This window comes from Gordonia amicalis (assembly GCF_022059885.1).
GTDB lineage: Bacteria > Actinomycetota > Actinomycetes > Mycobacteriales > Mycobacteriaceae > Gordonia > Gordonia amicalis.
In genome coordinates, this window is record NZ_CP091855.1 from 4,097,984 (window position 1) to 4,114,373 (window position 16,390).

Sequence of the window (16,390 nt, forward strand, 5' to 3'; positions counted from 1 at the left end):
TACGTGCACGATGGACGCGTGTTGACGCCGCCAGATCCCCGCCATCCCGACACCGTCCTGCTCGTCGATCTCGACGGCACCATCACCGACAGCTTCGCGGGTATCGCCAACAGCTTCCGGCACGCCCTCGCCGCCGTCGGCGCGGCCGAGCCCGGTCCCGAGGTCGTCGCGGGCATCGTCGGGCCGCCGATGCTCGACACCCTCAACAGTCTGGGGCTCGCACCCGCGGTCGCCGACGAGGCGATGCGCGCCTACCGGGAGCGCTACACCGAGATCGGCTGGCGGGAGAACTCGGTGTACGACGGGATGGCCGACGTCCTGGCCGATCTCGCCGCGTCGGGGCGCACGATGGCGATCGCGACGTCGAAGAACCAGACCACCGCGCGCAGGATCCTCGAGCACTTCGGCCTGGCCGACCATTTCAAGTACATCGCCGGCGCCAGCGACGACGGTTCGCGCCGCCACAAGTCCGATGTCATCGCTCATGCGATCGCGGAGCTGGGACTTCCCGTGGATGCCGACACCGGTCACGTGACCGCACCGGTGGTGATGATCGGCGATCGCAGCCACGATGTGCACGGCGCAGCGGCGTTCGGCATCTCAGCGCTCCTGGTCAGATGGGGTTATTCTCTGCACGGGGAGGAACAGGGCGCAGCCTGGACGGTTGATTCCACAGCCGAATTGCGCGACGTCCTGGGTATGTGACCGACGCCCTGGACCACCGAGCGCGTCGGCATGTCGAGCTGAGGTGGGCACCAGTGACTGAAGAACTACACGTCTGTTTTGTGTGTACGGGCAACATCTGCCGGTCACCGATGGCGCAGAACATCTTCCGGACGGCTCTGGACGACGCCGGACTGGGCGGCAAGGTACGCGTCACCAGCTGCGGGACAACCGGTTTCCACGTCGGCGAACCGGCCGACAACCGCGCCCGCACCGAGTTGCTGGCCCACGGCTACTCCGACGCGCACGTGGCGGCGCTGCTCGGACCCGAACACTTCGACGCCGATCTCTTCCTGGCGATGGACGACGGCCACTTTCGGGAACTCGAACGCAAGCGGCTCGGTGACCGGACGCGACTGCTGCGATCGTTCGATCCGTCGGCACCCGCCGACGACCTCGCCCTCCTCGACCCCTATTACGGCGGCACCGAGGACTTCGTCGCCACCCGCGAGCAGATCGAGAGCGCCGTCCCCGGACTGATCGACTGGGTGCGCCTGCAGCTGGGCGTGGACTGACGCCACGCCCAGCGCGACCGGTCTCAGCCGACCGGCGCCACCAGGTTGTGCACGAAGCGGATCTTCTCGAGCACCGGCGCCGGGAGCACGAACGGGTAGAGGTCCGGGTGACCCATCGACCGGTTGATCTGATTGAGCGCCCACGTCAGCGGTAGCCACTCGTCGATGATCCGATCGAAGCCGACATCGCCGGGCGGCACACTGTCCAGCGTCGTACCCGACGGTGCCATCGCGAACGCCGCGGCGGTGTCGAGGGTGTCGCGGATGTGCAGGTAGTGCGCGAAGGTCTCGGCGAAATCCTCGGCCGGGTGCATCGTGGCGTAGGAGGAGACGAAGTTCTTCCGCCATCCTTCGGGCGCACCCTCCTTGTAGTGACGGTCCAGGGCGGCCTGATAGTCGTCGTCGGGGTTGCCGAACAGCTCCTCGAAGCCGGGGCGGCGGTCGTCGGTGATGAGGACGAGCTGGTAGTAGTGACCGATCTCATGCCGGAAGTGTCCGAGAACCGTGCGGTACGGCTCGTCCAGCTCGACGCGCATCTGTTCGCGGTGGACGTCGTCGCCCTCGGCGAGGTCGAGGGTGATGACCCCGTTGGCGTGACCGGTGATGACGTTCTGCCGAGCGCTGGACAGGAGGTCGAAGGCGAGTCCCGTGTCGGGATTCTCGTCACGGTCCTCGATCGGCAGTCCCAGTTCGGCGAGTTCGAGGACGAGCCGCCGTTTCGCGGTCTCGGCCTGGCCGAACGCGACGAGCGCGTCCGGATCGTCGTCACCCGGACGAGTGCGCGTCAGCCGGCAGGACTGGCACAGCTCCGGATTGCCCGTCCACTTCACCAGCCAATTGCACTGCGCCACCTTGATGTTCGCGCACCGTTCGATGAGGACGCCGTCGACCTGGGCACGCCCCTTGTCGTCGAGCACTTGGATGGAGCGGGACTCGAGCCAGAACCCGAGCGCACTCTTGCAGTTCAGGCAGAGACTGTTTTCGAAGGAGAGACGCTGGCCGCAGTTCAAGCAGATGAAGTCTCGCATTTCGATCACGCTACCCGTGCTCGGTAACCTGGGAGCTGTGCACGTACTGCGAACAATCCTGCGTCCAGGGTGGATTGCCCTCGGAGTCGTGGTCGTGGCGTTCGCAGTGGCCTGCTTCACACTCCTCGCGCCGTGGCAGCTCGGGAAGAACTCGGACACCGAACGCCGCAACGACCTGATCCGTACCGCGTCCTCGCTCGAGACCGTCCCACTGGCCGACGTGGCACCGTCGTCGACCCTCGACCCGTCGACCGAGTGGCGTCAGGTCGCGGTGACGGGCCGGTATCTCGAGGACCGGCAGGCACTGGTGCGGTTGCGCAACATCCAGGAACGTCCGGCGGTCGTGGTCCTCGCCCCGTTCGCCGTGACCGGTTCGGATCGGGTGATCCTGATCAACCGCGGTTTCGTCCGCCCGGTGGAGGGCGGTGTCCCGGCCATCCCGTCGCCGCCGGCCGGTGAGCAGACCGTTCAGGGACGGATCCGCGCGGCAGAGAGTGTCAGCGCCGACCGCGGCTCACGCGCCGACAACGGCGTGCTGACCGTGCCGTCGATCAACCCGGGTCTGGTCGCGACCGCGACGTCGACGCCGATGGACGACTTCTATCTGCAGCTGTCCCCGGATCAGCCGGGCTCGCTGGGCGAGATCCCGCTCCCCCAGCTCGACACCGGCCCCTACCTCTCGTACGGGTTGCAGTGGCTCGCCTTCGGGATCATGGCGCCCCTCGGTGTCCTGTACTTCCTGATCGCCGAGATCCGTTCGCGCCGTCGGGCCGCCGCCGCGAACGCGGCTCCGGTCGCGGAGGACACCGGCGCGGCCCCCGCCGCGGAGTCCGCGCCTCGGCCCGAGCCGAGTACCGCCGCCTCGCGCGCCGAGCGACGCCGGCAGATCCGCGAGGAACTGCGCGCCGCGAGCGGCACCACGATGGTCCACAACGTCGGACGCATCGGCCACGGTCCGGTTGCCGAGGACACGGTCGGCGACGTCCGCGACGTGAAGCCCGACCCCCGGAGTCAGGACGGCGACGTGCGGGACAAGCTCAGCCGGCGCTACGGCGGCTGAGCGCGGCCCGAGCCAGGCAACCCGCGACACACGCGGCCAGCGTTGCACGCTGAACCCGACGCGACAGCTCGACAGCTGCTCGCAGATCGCCGGGTCGTGGCGCCGGCCCCCGTCCCAGCCTCGGCCGTTGTTCGACGCCGTGCGGGTACACCGTCCGGCCCCCGAGCTGCACCCCGAGGGCACCGGCGAAGGCCGCTTCGACGACCCCCGCGTTGGGACTCGGATGTGCACGGCTGTCGCGGCGCCAGGCTTCGGCAGCGCGTCGAGGCGCGCCGGAGACCAGGACGATCAGCGCACCCGCGAGGCGTGCGGGGAGGATGTTGGCGATGTCGTCGAGTCGCGCGGCCGCCCAACCGAAGTCGCGATAGCGCTCGTTGCGGTACCCGACCATGGCGTCGAGAGTGTTGATCGCACGGTAGCCGAGGATTCCGGGAACACCGGCGACCGCACCCCAGAACAGCGGTCCGACGGTCGCGTCGGAGGTGTTCTCGGCGATCGACTCCAGCGCCGCTCGACAGATCCCGCTCTCGTCGAGTGACTCGGGGTCACGCCCGCAGAGGCTCGGGATGAGGGCTCGCGCGGCGTCGATGTCGTCCGATTCGAGGGCGTCGGCGACCGCATCACCCACCCGGCACAGCGAGGTCCCGCCCAGCGCGATCCAGGTCGACGCCGCGGTCAGCGCCACCGCTGTCGGTGCCCGGCGTCCGGTCGATGCGGCAAGTCCCGCTGCCACGACACCGCCGGCCGCCACCGCGACCAGGCCGGCGCCCGCCGCGCGCGAGTCGCGGTACATGCGGCGTTCCAGCGCCGACGTCAGCCGACCGAAACCCGCGACCGGGTGTCCCCGGGACGGGTCACCCAGCGCCTCGTCGAGGAGGAGGCCGACGACGAGACCGGCTGCGGTCGACAACGAACGTCGTCCGGGTCGGTTTCGCTGCTCACTGGTCTTGGACACACAGGCGAGGGGCACCGCGCGATGGTAGCGGCCCCTATCTCCTCCATGATCCGGTCGTGCCAGACTCGACCCGTGGCCAGGTCATCTGCAGAACCGTCGCCGGGTCGGCACGTCATCGACACCGGTGTCGCCGAACTGGCACGTGACACCATCGCCGGCGGCTGGTTGCTGACCGTGAACGGGGCGCACAGCTCGCACATCGATCCCGACGACCCGACCGTGCTCGACTTCGAGTACCTGCGCCAGATGGCCGCCGTCATCGCCGAACGCCACCCCACCTCGGATCGACTGCGCGTCCTGCACCTCGGCGGTGCCGCCTGCGCACTCGCCCGCTATCTCGACCACCAGTACCCCGATGCCCGGCAGGTGGCCGTCGAGGTCGACGGTGAGCTCGCCCGACTGGTGCGCGAGTGGTTCGACCTCCCCCGCGCCCCCCGGCTGCGGATCCGGGTCGGCGACGCGCGTGAGGTGGTGACCTCCCTGCAACCGGGCACGCGTGAGGTGATCGTGCGCGACGCATTTGCCGGTGACCGCACGCCGGCCCATCTGACGACCCGCGAGTTCACCGCCGCCGTCCGCGATGTGCTCGTGCCGGGCGGGCTGTATCTCGCCAACTGCGGGGACAGCCGCGATCTGGCGGGCGCTCGCGCCGAGGCCGCAACCGTGGCGTCGGTCTTCGAGCACCTGCTGCTCATCGCCGACGCCGCGATGTTCAAGGGGCGCCGCACCGGAAACATCGTCATCGTCGGCAGCGACGCCCCGCTCGACGCGTCGGCGACACTGGTCCGCACCCTGCTCAGCGATCCGCTACCTGCGCAGATCCTCTCGGGCGCCAAGGCGCGCGACTTCGCACGCGGTCCGGGACTGACGGACGCCGACGTCGCGTCGAGCAGGGCGTGAGCCGTCGCCGGTCCCGCGTCCGGTCGATGTACGAACCCGCTCGACAGTCGTTAGGGTGGTTTCGACTGCCGGCTGAGGATCTGACGATCGAAGAACCGAGGATGACGTGACCGATCCATCGTCGAGAGCGGGCACCACGCTGGGCCCGTACCGCATCGACAGACTGCTGGGTCGCGGCGGCATGGGTGAGGTGTACGAGGCCTACGACACCGTCCGGGAACGCCGTGTCGCCCTGAAGCTGCTTCCGCCACATCTGGTCCACGACAACGACTTCCGCGAACGATTCGAGCGCGAGTCGAAGACCGCGGCCAAACTGTCCGATCCGCACGTCATCCCGATCCACGACTGGGGCGAGAAGGACGGCGTCCTGTTCATCGACATGCGCCTCGTCGACGGTCAGGACCTGCGCAAGGTCCTCGACTCCGGTCCTCTGGCACCTGCTCGGGCGGTCCACATCCTGGGTCAGGTCGCGGCGGCGCTCGACGCGGCGCACCGCGACGGTCTGGTTCACCGCGACATCAAACCCGACAACATCCTCGTCGACGCCGACGATTTCGCCTACCTCGTCGATTTCGGTATCGCGCAGGGCACCACCGACAGCCGGCTGACACAGGTCGGGACCGCGCTGGGCACGCTGGCGTACATGGCGCCGGAACGGTTCGGCGACGAGCCGGCCGGCCCGGCATCGGACAACTACTCCCTCGCCTGCGTCCTCTACGAATGTGTCACCGGGCAGCTCCCTTTCCCGGCGAAGACCGACCAGGGGCTGATGACCGCGCACATCACCAAGCCGCCACCGCAGACGGGCGGACCGCTCGACCCGGTGATCGCCCGAGGCCTCGCCAAGGACCCCGCGCATCGTTATGCGAGTGCGCGCGAACTCATCCACGCGGCCTCCGACGCGCTGTCTGGCAGCGGGTCCGCATCGGCCGCCCGAGCGCAGACACCTCCGGCCGAGCAAGCCCCGCCCACTGTCGTGCCGCAGCCGATCCCACCGTCGGGCCTGACCCCGCCGACGTATGCGCCGCGTCCACCGCAACAGCACCCGCCGGCCGCCCACCAAACGCCGGGCGGCTCCATGGCATCGGACCCGACGATGGTCCGCGGCCTGAGTTCTGGCCCGACCGCCTCGGGCCCGCAGCATGCGCCCGGCGCGGGTGGCGGATACGGCTCCCCGCCCGGCCATTCCGGGCCGCAGGGATTCTCGGGCCCCCAATCATTTTCGGGGCCATCGCATTCGGGACCCCAGTCGTACTCAGGACCGCAGTCCTACTCAGGACCGCAGTCCTACTCAGGGCCACAGTCCTATTCCGGGCCGCAATCGTATTCGGGGCCCAACCAGTGGGGCATCCCCCCGACTCCGCCTCCACGCAAGTCGCACACCGGACGCAACCTGGCGGTCGCCATCGGCGTCGGTGTGGTGGTGATCGCTCTCGCGGTCACCGGCATCGTCGTCGCGCTGTCGGGCGGTGGCGAGGATCCGCCGGGCCCCGACACCTCGACCCAGGCCATGCCCGCGGGCACCGTCGCCTGTGACTATCCGACGCGGCCGGTGGTCGGCGGCATCACCCAGCCGCCGCCCGCATCGACCCAGCCCAACACCGGCACCGTGGACGCGACGATCCCGATCGCCGCGCAGGGCACCATCAGCATGACCCTCAACCGGGCCGAGGCGCCGTGCAACGTCGGTGCCATGGTCTCGCTGATCAAGTCCGGCTTCTACGACGGCAGCAAGTGCCACCGTGCGTCGGCCAAATACCTGATCTGTGGGTCGTCGGGCGGCAAGGAGGGCACCAATCCCGGCTGGACCAGTCCTGATGAACTGCCCGAGGATCTGCCGTCGGTGGGCACGGACGACAACGGCGTCCCGCAGGTGACATATCCGCGCGGTACCGTCGGCATCCTCGATCTGCCCGACGACGAGGGCGCCACCGGGTCGACGACGTTTTTCATGCTCGCCGACGACACCGATCTCCCGCTGACCTACTCGATCGTCGGAACCATGGACCCCGCCGGTCTTGCCGTATTGGACAGGATCGTCGCGGGCGGGTTCACGCCCGCCAAGCCCGGCGCGCAGTCAGGACCACCGAACCAGAACCTGCTCATCCAGAAGGCGACCGTCGATGAGTAGCCCCGCTGCTCGCCGCTTGTGCGGCGGAGTCAGCAATAGGTATCGCCTGGCGATACCTGTTGCTGACTGAAACCCTCCTGAGCTCGTCACATCTCCGCTCCGGGTCAGATCACGTAGTTCATCCGGTTGAGGATCGCGTTGCCCAGTGCCTCATCGCCGTCGATCTCCACCGCGCCCGGATCGGCGTCCCGCCGGCCACCGGCGCACCGGGCCAGGTTCGCCGCGTCGATCCGGAGCCGCACATCGGCAGAGGCGTCGCCGCCCTCGAACTCCTCGACCGCCGACGCCCGGTCGCCGACCGCGATCCGGACCGTCCGGGGGGACAGGCCGGTGATGTCGAACAGCACCTTGCTGCCCTTGGGCGCGTCGGCTCGCTTGCCGACGACGAACGGCAGTGACGCCCCGATCTCGTCGAGCGCCCACGACGCGGGGACGGGGTCGGTGACGGCCGAACCGTCGGTGCCGTCGCGCAGGTCGATCTCGTGGACCCAGCAGTCGAAGATGCGGATTCGCATGAAGCGCCCGTAGGTGTCGGCTCCGGCCGGGGTCATCGAGGGAGCCTCGAACTGCTCCTGCGTCATCGCCTGCAGCGCTGCGGTACGAATCCCGACGATCTCCTCGAGCGCCGCGAGAACCTCGGCACGCGACTTGGGGCGGTAGTGGTCGACCCACTTCTCGTTGAGTTCGCCGATCGGGTTGCGCACGTGGTCGAGCGCACTCACCGTGCGGGTGGCCTCGACGTCGCGGCCGTCGAGCATGCTCTCGGTGCCGATGATGTGCGCGACGATGTCGGCGTTGGTCCATCCGTGCAACACCGAAGCAGCCGACCACTGTTCATCGGTGAGTCCGCCGGCAACGTCGGCGATCGCGGCCCACTGGGCGATCAGACCCGCGGTGACCTCGTCGAGCGGCAGGATGGTCGTGGCCATGAGAGTGCTCCTTGCGGTCGTGCGTCCGGCGGGACACCGGACCGGGACAACCCTAGCCGGGCAGTTGCGCTCAGCGGCCACATTGACCACGTCGAACCGTTCCGAAACCCGCGCTCCGACGAACAAGGACAGAACCTGTCCGCATCGTGCGGCAGGATGTCTTCATGTTGGAAACCTCGGCCCGGTTGCTCGCTCTGCTGTCGTTGTTGCAGACGCGACGGGAATGGTCGGGCAGGGAACTCGCGGAACGCCTCGACATCACGACCCGCACGGTGCGTCGCGACATCGACAAGCTTCGCGAGCTCGGCTATCCGGTCGACGCGAATGTCGGTGCACGCGGCGGGTATCGCCTCGGCGCGGGTGCGGAGATGCCGCCCCTGCTCCTCGACGACCAGGAGGTGCTCGCCGTCGCCCTGGGGCTCGACGCGGTGACCACTGGAGCGGTCGCCGACATGGCCGAGGCGTCCGCCGGGGCTCTCGCCAAACTGCGCCAGGTCATGCCCTCGCGACTCCAGCACCGTCTCGACGCGCTGCGCATCGAGGCCATACCCAGGGAGGCGCCATCGAGCGCTGTCCCAGCCGATCGCCTCACCGAGATCGCGACGGCCTGTCATCGCCACGAACGCCTGCGTTTCGACTACCGGCGCAACGACGGCGAGGAGGGCCGACGCGAGGTCGAGCCATATCGTCTGGTGCGCAACGGGAATCGCTGGTACCTCGTGGGCTTCGACCTCGCCCGCGCCGACTGGCGTTCGTTCCGCGTCGATCGCATGGACCCGAAGATCCCCACCGGACCGCGATTCACACCGCGCGAGCCGCCCGAGGGCGGCGCGGCAGCCTTCGTCGCCCGCGGTCTCGGCGCACTCCAGCAACGGGCGACGGCCCGGGTACGCATCCACCTGCCGCTGGACGAGGTCGCACCGATGATCCACCAATCGTGGGGCACTCTGGAGTCGGGCGACGAACACACCTGCGAGGTGACCGTCTACAGCACGTCGCTGACGTCGATCGCGCGCTGGATGTACGCCTTCGGGGCCGATTTCACCGTCATCGAACCCGCCGAACTGCGCGTCGAACTCGGCGCCGCCGCGGACTATCACGACCAGGTCGCCGAACGCTATCGGCGCGCGATGACCGCCCAGCCCTAGCTGCGCTGACCTGCTCGTCCGACCGGATCGCCGATTCTTCTCTACGGTCGAAGGCATGAGGCTACTCATCACGGGGGCGACCGGGTACGTGGGCTCCCGACTCGTATGCGCATTGCTCAGGCAGGGCCACGAGGTGGTGGTCACGTCCAGGGACACCCGCAAGCTCGACCGGTTCGGCTGGTCGCCGAACGTCACCAAGGTCGCCATGGACGTCGACGATCCGATCTCGGTGAAGAAGGCGATGTCCGACGCCGGCCCCATCGACGCGATCTACTACCTGGTCCATGCCATCGGGACGGCCGACTTCGCCAGCGGCGATCGGGATGCGGCACGCAACGTCGCCGAGGCGGCACGCGATGCCGACGTCGCCCGGATCATCTACCTGGGTGGCTTCGTGCCGGGGGGAGGCGACCTCTCGTCGCATCTGCAGAGCCGCGCCGACGTCGCCGAGGGGCTGGTCGTCGAAGGCGGCCCGGAACTCGTCTGGTTGCGTGCGGCGGTGATCATCGGCGCCGGGTCGACGTCGTTCGAGATCATCCGCTACATGGCCGACCGCCTCCCGGTGATCCCCGAGCCCGACTGGATCACCAACGAGATGGACCCGATCTCCATCCGCGACGCCATCCACTACCTCGTCGCGGCATGTGAATCATCGCTCCCGCCGGGCGAATACGATATATCCGGCCCCGACCACGCCCGCTACATCTCGATCCTGCACGAGTACATCTCCGCGGTCCGCTTCCCGCGGCTGCGGCTTCCGGTCTTCGGCGTCAGTACCCGCGTCGCGGGCCGGCTGGGTGGCATGTTCGTGCCGGTTCCGGCGTCGCTGACCGAGGAGCTGGTCACGTCGCTCAACCATCCGATGACGGCGTCGGAGCATCGCATCCGCGAACTGGTGCCACCACCGGAGGGCGGTCTGACGCCCATGCGCGATGCCGTGCGGGCATCTGTGGAGTCCCCGTATCCCCGTTCCGTCTGCGATCTGAACGACCTGCACCATCTGGCCGATACCGACCCCGCCTGGGCCGGCGGCGATTGGTTGCGCGTCAAACGCACCATCGGTGAGACGATCGGTGGCACGCTGCGGGTGTCGGCGAAGATCGCCGGAGCTTTTCTGTCGAGCCGTCCCTGAATGATTCGTGTCCATAGACGACCGACCTAGGTGGTGATGAGTGCTGGTGACTGCACTGGCGCGCGACCTCTACAACTCGATAGCCACGGATCGGGATCCCGATCCGGGTTCCCACTACGTCCGACGCCGCTGGATCGTCGGCGTCTTCCTCGTCATCGGGGCCGTGTTGCTCGGCGTCTCGATGCGTGTGGAGCCCGGCGACACCGCGTTCTACCCGCTGACGGCCGGAATGGCCGTGGTGTGGATCGCCGGGGCATTCACCTCCGGCAAACTGCGACTCGGTGCCTACAGCCCGACGACGTCCCGGCCCCCGGATCGTCTCGGCGCCGTGGGACTGGGCGTCGTCGTCGGCCTCGCGGTCGGTGCCGCGTTCGTTGTCGGCGGTCTCATCGCCCGGATGATCCCCGGCGTCAGCGACCTGGCGAACCAGGTGCTCGCCTTCGCCGACTACGGCAGCCTCGCCGTCGTCGCCGCGATCACCATGATCAACGGACTCGCCGAGGAGCTGTTCTTCCGCGGGGCGGTCTACTCGGCGGCCCGCCCCCACAACCCGGTGCTGGTGTCGACAGTCATCTACGTGCTCGTCACCATGGCGAGCGGCAATGTGATGCTCGGCTTCGCCGGTGCCGTCCTGGGCACCGTCTGCGCCATCCTCCGACGCAGCACCGCCGGTGTCCTCGCGCCCGCGATCACGCACGTCATCTGGGGCGCCGTCATGGTCCTCGCACTCCCGCCGGTCTTCGCGTGAATCGCTGATCCGCTGCGTGACCGGTGGACCTCGGCCTCGACATGCAGACCTCGATCGACGTCTGCATGTCGAGGTGAGGTTCGCCGGTCACCGCTCCGCAGTTTGGGCGTTCGGCGTCGACCCGCTAGATTCGTTCTCGCAAGTGCCGCCGCGGAGGCGGCGCACGCGCGTATAGCTCAGCGGTAGAGCTCTGGTCTTACACACCAGCGGTCAGGGGTTCGAATCCCTTTGCGCGCACCGAGATCTATGGCTCCAACCCGCGCTCAGCGCGGCTTGGAGCCATAGGACGGATCAGCCGACCGAGCTGAGAGCCTGGTCCCAGACGTCGTTCTCGCGCACCTCGCCCGGCCCGACCATGTCGGCGTAGACGATGACACCCTCGCGGTCGACGAGGAACGTGCCACGGTTCGCGTAGCCGCGTTCCTCGTTGAACACGCCGTAGGCCTTCGCCACCTCACCGTGCGGCCAGAAGTCGGACAGCAGCGGGAACAAGAAGCCCTGCGCCGCCGACCACACCTTGTGCGTCGGCGAGGGTCCCACCGAGACCGTCACCGTGGTCACGTCGTCGTTCTCGAAACGCGGCTGCTGGTCGCGGATGTAGCCCAGCTCGCCCTGGCAGGTGCCGGTGAATGCGAGCGGGAAGAAGACCACGAGAACGTTGCGCTCGGCACGCAACGCGCTCAGGGACACGAGCTGGTTGTTCTGATCCCGCAGTTCGAAATCAGGTGCCCGATCACCGACGCTCAGCGGCGCGGTGGGCAGAGCATCGCTCATGCTTTCTTGCCCGAGCGTGCCTTGGGCTGGACGAGTCGGGCGGCCGACCAATCCCCCAGGCTGATCGCCGATGTCTGGGTGAGACCCGCAGTGGGGGCCGCCTCGGCGATCTCGCTCGGATCCACATATCCGGGTTTCCCGGTCTTGGGCGAGAACACCCACACGTATCCGTCTTCGGCCAGCGGTCCGATGGCGTCCATCAGCGCGTCGACGAGGTCTCCGTCGCCTTCACGCCACCAGAGGACCACGACGTCGACGACGTCGTCGGCATCCTCATCGACCATCTCGGCATCGATCGCGTCCTCGATGTCGGCCCGGAGCTCGTCGTCCGTGTCATCGTCCCAACCGACTTCCTGCACGACCAAGCCTGCCTTCAAGCCCAGTTTTTGGGCGTTGCTGCCCGTACCGTCTGTGGCGGCTACCACCGCGCGTGACCTCCTGAGGGTGATGGGACGTTTTTCTCGTCGCCGGTCTGTACGTCTCTTTTCGCCAACTCGCCTGTCAGCATAGGCAACAGCCTAGAGCCTCACATTGCAAGCCGACCGACGTCACTCGATTTCGGGCGTTTCTTTTCAGACGACGGTTGCACGATCGCACGAACCCCCGACACCGGGCGACGGCGCATCAGCGACCGGGACTCGTCGGAGCCGGGCCAGCGGGAACCGAGGTCCGGGGCGTGGCCGAGGAGGCCGCCGGGACGGGCGTGTATTCCCCGCAGACCTCGAGAAGGCGCGCCTTGTCGCGCGTCCACTGCCCCGACACCGGGTTGAGTTCGGTGCGCAGTTCCTTGCGGATCGCGTTCTCGAGACGCGTCGTCGCATCCAGGAACGTCCGCGCCGGCGACGCGATCTCCGGCGGTGAGGTGTCGGTGATCTTCGGCCGGATCTGGTCGGCACCCGCGATGAGGCTCGCCCGCGCCTTGTCGGCGAGGTCCCCGACCTCCGGATACGAATGCGTCGTGTTGAGCCGCTTGATGAAGGTGTTGTAGCCGCGCAGCATCACGACCATCGACGACATCGACTCCCGACAGAGTTCGACGCCCTCGGCACGTACCTGCGCAGCCGCCGAGGCCGACACCTCCGACCGGTAGACCGCCACCTCGCCGGGCGCCGGCACACCGGCACCTCCGACCGTGGACGTGCACGCCGACAGCATGATTCCCCCGAATGCCATGCCGATGGTCGCGCTCACCCGGACACCCCGATGTCCGCCGCGGCCGGGCCCGGCCTCCCCTGTGCCCAGCATCGCCATCCCCCTACTCATCGGTAACGCTGCAAGGACGCTACAGCACCTTCGCGATCGCGACAGCCTACACAGATCCAGCGGTGCCAAGCCCCCTCACATGGGGCACGATGAGGGGTGACACCGCACAACAAAAGGAGTTGCAGTGTCGTACGCCATGCAGTCGGACCACCACCCCGAGTCCGGCCTGTCAGAGGGAGTAGGCATCACCGTGACCGACCAGATGGACCAGGCGACGCAGGACACGATTCCCAGCGAGCACGCCGGCCAAGCCGACTCGAGCTCCAATGGACGTGCTGCCGGACGAAGCGGACACCGGGTCCGCGTCATCCGCGAAGGAGTCGCGTCCTATCTGCCCGACATCGACCCCGACGAGACCACCGAGTGGCTCGATTCGTTCGACGCCCTTCTCGACGCCGCGGGGCCCGGACGCGCCCGTTACCTGATGCTGCGGCTCCTCGAACGCGCCGGCGAGAAGCGGGTGTCGATCCCCGCGCTCACCTCCACCGACTACGTGAACACCATCCCCACCGAGGCAGAACCCTGGTTCCCCGGTGACGAGGAGGTCGAGCGCCGCTTCCGTCAGATGATCCGCTGGAACGCCGCGATCATGGTGCATCGCGCCCAGCGCCCGGGAGTCGGTGTGGGCGGCCACATCTCGACGTACGCGTCGTCGGCGTCGCTCTACGAGGTCGGCTTCAACCACTTCTTCCGCGGCAAGAACCACTCCGGCGGCGGCGACCACATCTTCATCCAGGGCCACGCCTCCCCCGGCATCTATGCACGCGCCTACCTCGAGGGCCGCATCGACGAGGCCCGCATGGACGGCTTCCGCCAGGAACACAGCCACGCGGGTGAGGGCGGCGGTCTGCCGTCGTATCCGCACCCGCGCCTGATGCCGGACTTCTGGGAGTTCCCGACCGTCTCGATGGGTCTCGGCCCGATGAACGCGATCTACCAGGCGCGCTTCAACCACTACCTGCACGACCGCGGCATCAAGGACACCTCCGACCAGCATGTGTGGGCGTTCCTCGGCGATGGCGAGATGGACGAGCCGGAATCGCGCGGCTTCGCCAGCTTCGCGGCCACCGAGGGTCTCGACAATCTGACCTTCGTCGTCAACTGCAATCTGCAGCGACTCGACGGCCCGGTGCGCGGCAACGGCAAGATCATCCAGGAGCTGGAGTCGTTCTTCCGCGGCGCCGGCTGGAACGTCATCAAGGTCATCTGGGGCCGCGAGTGGGATGCGTTGCTGCACGCCGACCGTGACGGCGCGCTGGTCAACCTGATGAACACCACGCCCGACGGCGACTACCAGACCTACAAGGCCAACGACGGCGCCTTCGTCCGCGAACACTTCTTCAACCGCGACCCGCGGACCAAGGAGCTCGTCAAGGACCTCTCCGACGCCGAGATCTGGAACCTCAAGCGCGGCGGCCACGACTACCGAAAGATCCACGCCGCCTACGCCTCGGCGATGACGCACAAGGGCCAGCCGACGGTCATCCTGGCCCACACGATCAAGGGCTACACGCTCGGCAAGCACTTCGAGGGACGCAATGCGACCCACCAGATGAAGAAGCTGACGCTCGACGACCTCAAGGCGTTCCGCGACAGCACGCGCATCCCGATCAGCGACGAGCAGCTCGAGAAGGATCCGTATCTGCCGCCGTACTACCATCCCGGCGAGGATTCTCCGGAGCTCCAGTACATGCTGGACCGCCGCAAGACCCTCGGCGGGTTCCTGCCGAGCCGTCGCACGAAGTCCAAGGTGCTCAAGGCCGACACCTCCTCGGCCCTCAAGGCCACCGCGAAGGGTTCGGGCAAGCAGCAGGTCGCGACCACCATGGCGCTGGTCCGTGTCTTCAAGGAACTGTTGCGCGACAAGGAAATCGGCAAGCGCATCGTGCCGATCATCCCCGACGAGGCCCGCACCTTCGGCATGGACTCGTGGTTCCCGACCCTGAAGATCTACAACCGTAACGGCCAGCTGTACACCTCGGTCGACGCCGAACTGATGCTCGCCTACAAGGAGAGCTCCGAGGGGCAGATCCTGCACGAAGGCATCAACGAGGCCGGTTCGACGGCCAGCTTCGCCGCGGTCGGCACGTCGTACGCCACCCACCACGAACCGATGATCCCGCTGTACATCTTCTATTCGATGTTCGGTTTCCAGCGCACCGGCGACAGCTTCTGGGCGGCCGGCGACCAGATGGCGCGCGGTTTCATCATCGGCGCCACCGCGGGCCGCACGACGCTCACCGGTGAGGGCCTGCAGCACGCCGACGGCCACTCGCCGTTGCTCGCCGCGACCAACCCGGCCGTGATCGCCTACGACCCCGCGTTCGCCTACGAACTCGGCCACATCGTGGACGACGGTCTCACGCGCATGTACGGCGAGGACCCGGAGAACGTCTTCTACTACATCACCGTCTACAACGAGCCGATCAGCCAGCCGGCGAAGCCGGAGGGCCTCGACGCCACGGGCATCGTCAAGGGCGGATATCTGTTCCAGAAGGCTCCCGAGAACAAGAAGTACCCGGCCAACATCCTGGTCTCCGGCGTCACGATGCCCGACGCGCTGCGTGCGTCCGAACTGCTCGCCGAGGAGTGGAACGTCGGCGCGAACGTCTACTCGGTGACATCGTGGAGTGAGCTGGCCCGCGACGGCATCCGCGCCGACCGGGAGGCACTGCGCGATCCCGGCACCGAGCCCGCGCCCGCCTACCTGACCGAACTGATGGCCGACGCGGCCGGACCGTTCGTCGGCGTCAGCGACTACATGCGCGGCGTCCAGGAGCAGGTCCGTGCGTACCTGCCCGGTACGTACCTGACGCTCGGCACCGACGGGTTCGGCTTTTCCGACACCCGCCCGGCCGCGCGGCGTTTCTTCAACGTCGACGCCGAGTCGATCGTGGTCGCGGTCCTCGTCGCGCTCGCCCGCGACGGCCACCTCGACATGTCGGTGGCCAAGCAGGCAGCGGACAAGTACAAGATCGACGACGTGGCCGCCGCTCCCGAGCAGACCAGCGATCCGGGCGTGGCCTGACCCGGAAACCGGGCCGCCGCCGTTCGAGGGGAACCGGCGATCCCGGCATGGCCTGA

At 68.1% G+C, this 16,390-nt stretch carries 15 protein-coding genes and 1 tRNA gene; 10 read left to right on the forward strand and 6 right to left on the reverse strand.

Features of this window, described 5'->3' with window-relative positions; genetic code table 11:
• Positions 1-18 precede the first annotated feature (18 nt).
• Positions 19-705, forward strand: coding sequence for an HAD-IA family hydrolase (locus tag IHQ52_RS18760; protein WP_198362466.1), 687 nt, complete (start codon positions 19-21; stop codon positions 703-705).
• 53 nt (positions 706-758) lie between these two features.
• Entirely contained in the window at positions 759-1,238 is a 480-nt protein-coding gene (locus IHQ52_RS18765; RefSeq protein ID WP_096274142.1) for a low molecular weight protein-tyrosine-phosphatase, read from the forward strand.
• 23 nt (positions 1,239-1,261) lie between these two features.
• Here IHQ52_RS18765 and IHQ52_RS18770 read toward each other — a convergent pair whose 3' ends face one another.
• Entirely contained in the window at positions 1,262-2,266 is a 1,005-nt protein-coding gene (locus IHQ52_RS18770; RefSeq protein ID WP_024500431.1) for a zinc-binding metallopeptidase family protein, read from the reverse strand.
• A 37-nt stretch (positions 2,267-2,303) separates the two neighbouring features.
• On the opposite strand from IHQ52_RS18770, the gene IHQ52_RS18775 reads away from it, so the two are divergent.
• A complete protein-coding gene (locus IHQ52_RS18775) occupies positions 2,304-3,326 on the forward strand; it encodes an SURF1 family cytochrome oxidase biogenesis protein (RefSeq protein WP_198362467.1) in 1,023 nt (340 codons plus the stop codon).
• Here the strand turns inward: IHQ52_RS18775 and IHQ52_RS18780 are convergent.
• Entirely contained in the window at positions 3,304-4,281 is a 978-nt protein-coding gene (locus IHQ52_RS18780) for a cobalamin biosynthesis protein (protein WP_096274972.1), read from the reverse strand. The genes IHQ52_RS18775 and IHQ52_RS18780 overlap by 23 nt on opposite strands.
• 72 nt (positions 4,282-4,353) lie before the next feature.
• On the opposite strand from IHQ52_RS18780, the gene IHQ52_RS18785 reads away from it, so the two are divergent.
• Positions 4,354-5,181, forward strand: coding sequence for a spermidine synthase (locus tag IHQ52_RS18785; RefSeq protein ID WP_096274146.1), 828 nt, complete (start codon positions 4,354-4,356; stop codon positions 5,179-5,181).
• A 106-nt stretch (positions 5,182-5,287) separates the two neighbouring features.
• Entirely contained in the window at positions 5,288-7,312 is a 2,025-nt protein-coding gene (locus IHQ52_RS18790) for a protein kinase domain-containing protein (RefSeq protein ID WP_238063716.1), read from the forward strand.
• Positions 7,313-7,416: 104 nt separating this feature from the next.
• Here the strand turns inward: IHQ52_RS18790 and IHQ52_RS18795 are convergent, their stop codons facing one another.
• Complete coding sequence (locus IHQ52_RS18795; RefSeq protein ID WP_096274151.1) at positions 7,417-8,241, reverse strand: maleylpyruvate isomerase family mycothiol-dependent enzyme; 825 nt, start codon at positions 8,239-8,241, stop codon at positions 7,417-7,419.
• A 164-nt stretch (positions 8,242-8,405) separates the two neighbouring features.
• Between IHQ52_RS18795 and IHQ52_RS18800 the strand changes: the two genes are divergently transcribed.
• The 4 genes from IHQ52_RS18800 to IHQ52_RS18815 all read left to right on the forward strand — a co-directional run bounded on the left by IHQ52_RS18800 (position 8,406) and on the right by IHQ52_RS18815 (position 11,506).
• Positions 8,406-9,389, forward strand: a complete 984-nt coding sequence (locus IHQ52_RS18800) for a helix-turn-helix transcriptional regulator (protein ID WP_096274973.1) — start codon at positions 8,406-8,408, stop codon at positions 9,387-9,389.
• A gap of 55 nt (positions 9,390-9,444) precedes the next feature.
• Positions 9,445-10,521, forward strand: a complete 1,077-nt coding sequence (locus tag IHQ52_RS18805; RefSeq protein WP_096274153.1) for an NAD(P)H-binding protein — start codon at positions 9,445-9,447, stop codon at positions 10,519-10,521.
• 40 nt (positions 10,522-10,561) lie between these two features.
• A complete protein-coding gene (locus IHQ52_RS18810) occupies positions 10,562-11,269 on the forward strand; it encodes a CPBP family intramembrane glutamic endopeptidase (protein WP_096274155.1) in 708 nt (235 codons plus the stop codon).
• A gap of 165 nt (positions 11,270-11,434) precedes the next feature.
• Positions 11,435-11,506, forward strand: a tRNA-Val gene (locus tag IHQ52_RS18815).
• Between the two features lie 54 nt (positions 11,507-11,560).
• Here the strand turns inward: IHQ52_RS18815 and IHQ52_RS18820 are convergent.
• From IHQ52_RS18820 to IHQ52_RS18830, 3 genes are all read right to left on the reverse strand, one after another.
• The gene (locus tag IHQ52_RS18820) at positions 11,561-12,043 is read right to left on the reverse strand and encodes a peroxiredoxin (protein ID WP_096274157.1); all 483 of its coding nucleotides are present in this window, start codon (positions 12,041-12,043) and stop codon (positions 11,561-11,563) included.
• Positions 12,040-12,468 (reverse strand): DUF3052 domain-containing protein, encoded by a 429-nt coding sequence (locus IHQ52_RS18825; RefSeq protein WP_006434909.1) that lies wholly within the window; start codon positions 12,466-12,468, stop codon positions 12,040-12,042. The genes IHQ52_RS18820 and IHQ52_RS18825 overlap by 4 nt, the downstream gene beginning before the upstream one ends.
• Before the next feature lie 199 nt (positions 12,469-12,667).
• Positions 12,668-13,288, reverse strand: a complete 621-nt coding sequence (locus IHQ52_RS18830) for a hypothetical protein (protein ID WP_024500435.1) — start codon at positions 13,286-13,288, stop codon at positions 12,668-12,670.
• Positions 13,289-13,430: 142 nt separating this feature from the next.
• Here IHQ52_RS18830 and aceE point away from each other — a divergent pair, with 142 nt between their 5' ends.
• Positions 13,431-16,334 (forward strand): pyruvate dehydrogenase (acetyl-transferring), homodimeric type, encoded by a 2,904-nt coding sequence (gene aceE / locus IHQ52_RS18835; protein ID WP_096274159.1) that lies wholly within the window; start codon positions 13,431-13,433, stop codon positions 16,332-16,334.
• Positions 16,335-16,390: the final 56 nt, after the last annotated feature.

Excerpts from the sequence above, each read along its gene's own strand:
- IHQ52_RS18770 (WP_024500431.1), bottom strand. The coding sequence starts at position 2,266 with ATGCGAGACTTCATCTGCTTGAACTGCGGCCAGCGTCTCTCCTTCGAA.
- IHQ52_RS18805 (WP_096274153.1), top strand. The coding sequence starts at position 9,445 with ATGAGGCTACTCATCACGGGGGCGACCGGGTACGTGGGCTCCCGACTC.
- IHQ52_RS18800 (WP_096274973.1), top strand. The coding sequence starts at position 8,406 with ATGTTGGAAACCTCGGCCCGGTTGCTCGCTCTGCTGTCGTTGTTGCAG.
- IHQ52_RS18795 (WP_096274151.1), bottom strand. The coding sequence starts at position 8,241 with ATGGCCACGACCATCCTGCCGCTCGACGAGGTCACCGCGGGTCTGATC.
- IHQ52_RS18830 (WP_024500435.1), bottom strand. The coding sequence starts at position 13,288 with ATGCTGGGCACAGGGGAGGCCGGGCCCGGCCGCGGCGGACATCGGGGT.
- IHQ52_RS18820 (WP_096274157.1), bottom strand. The coding sequence starts at position 12,043 with ATGAGCGATGCTCTGCCCACCGCGCCGCTGAGCGTCGGTGATCGGGCA.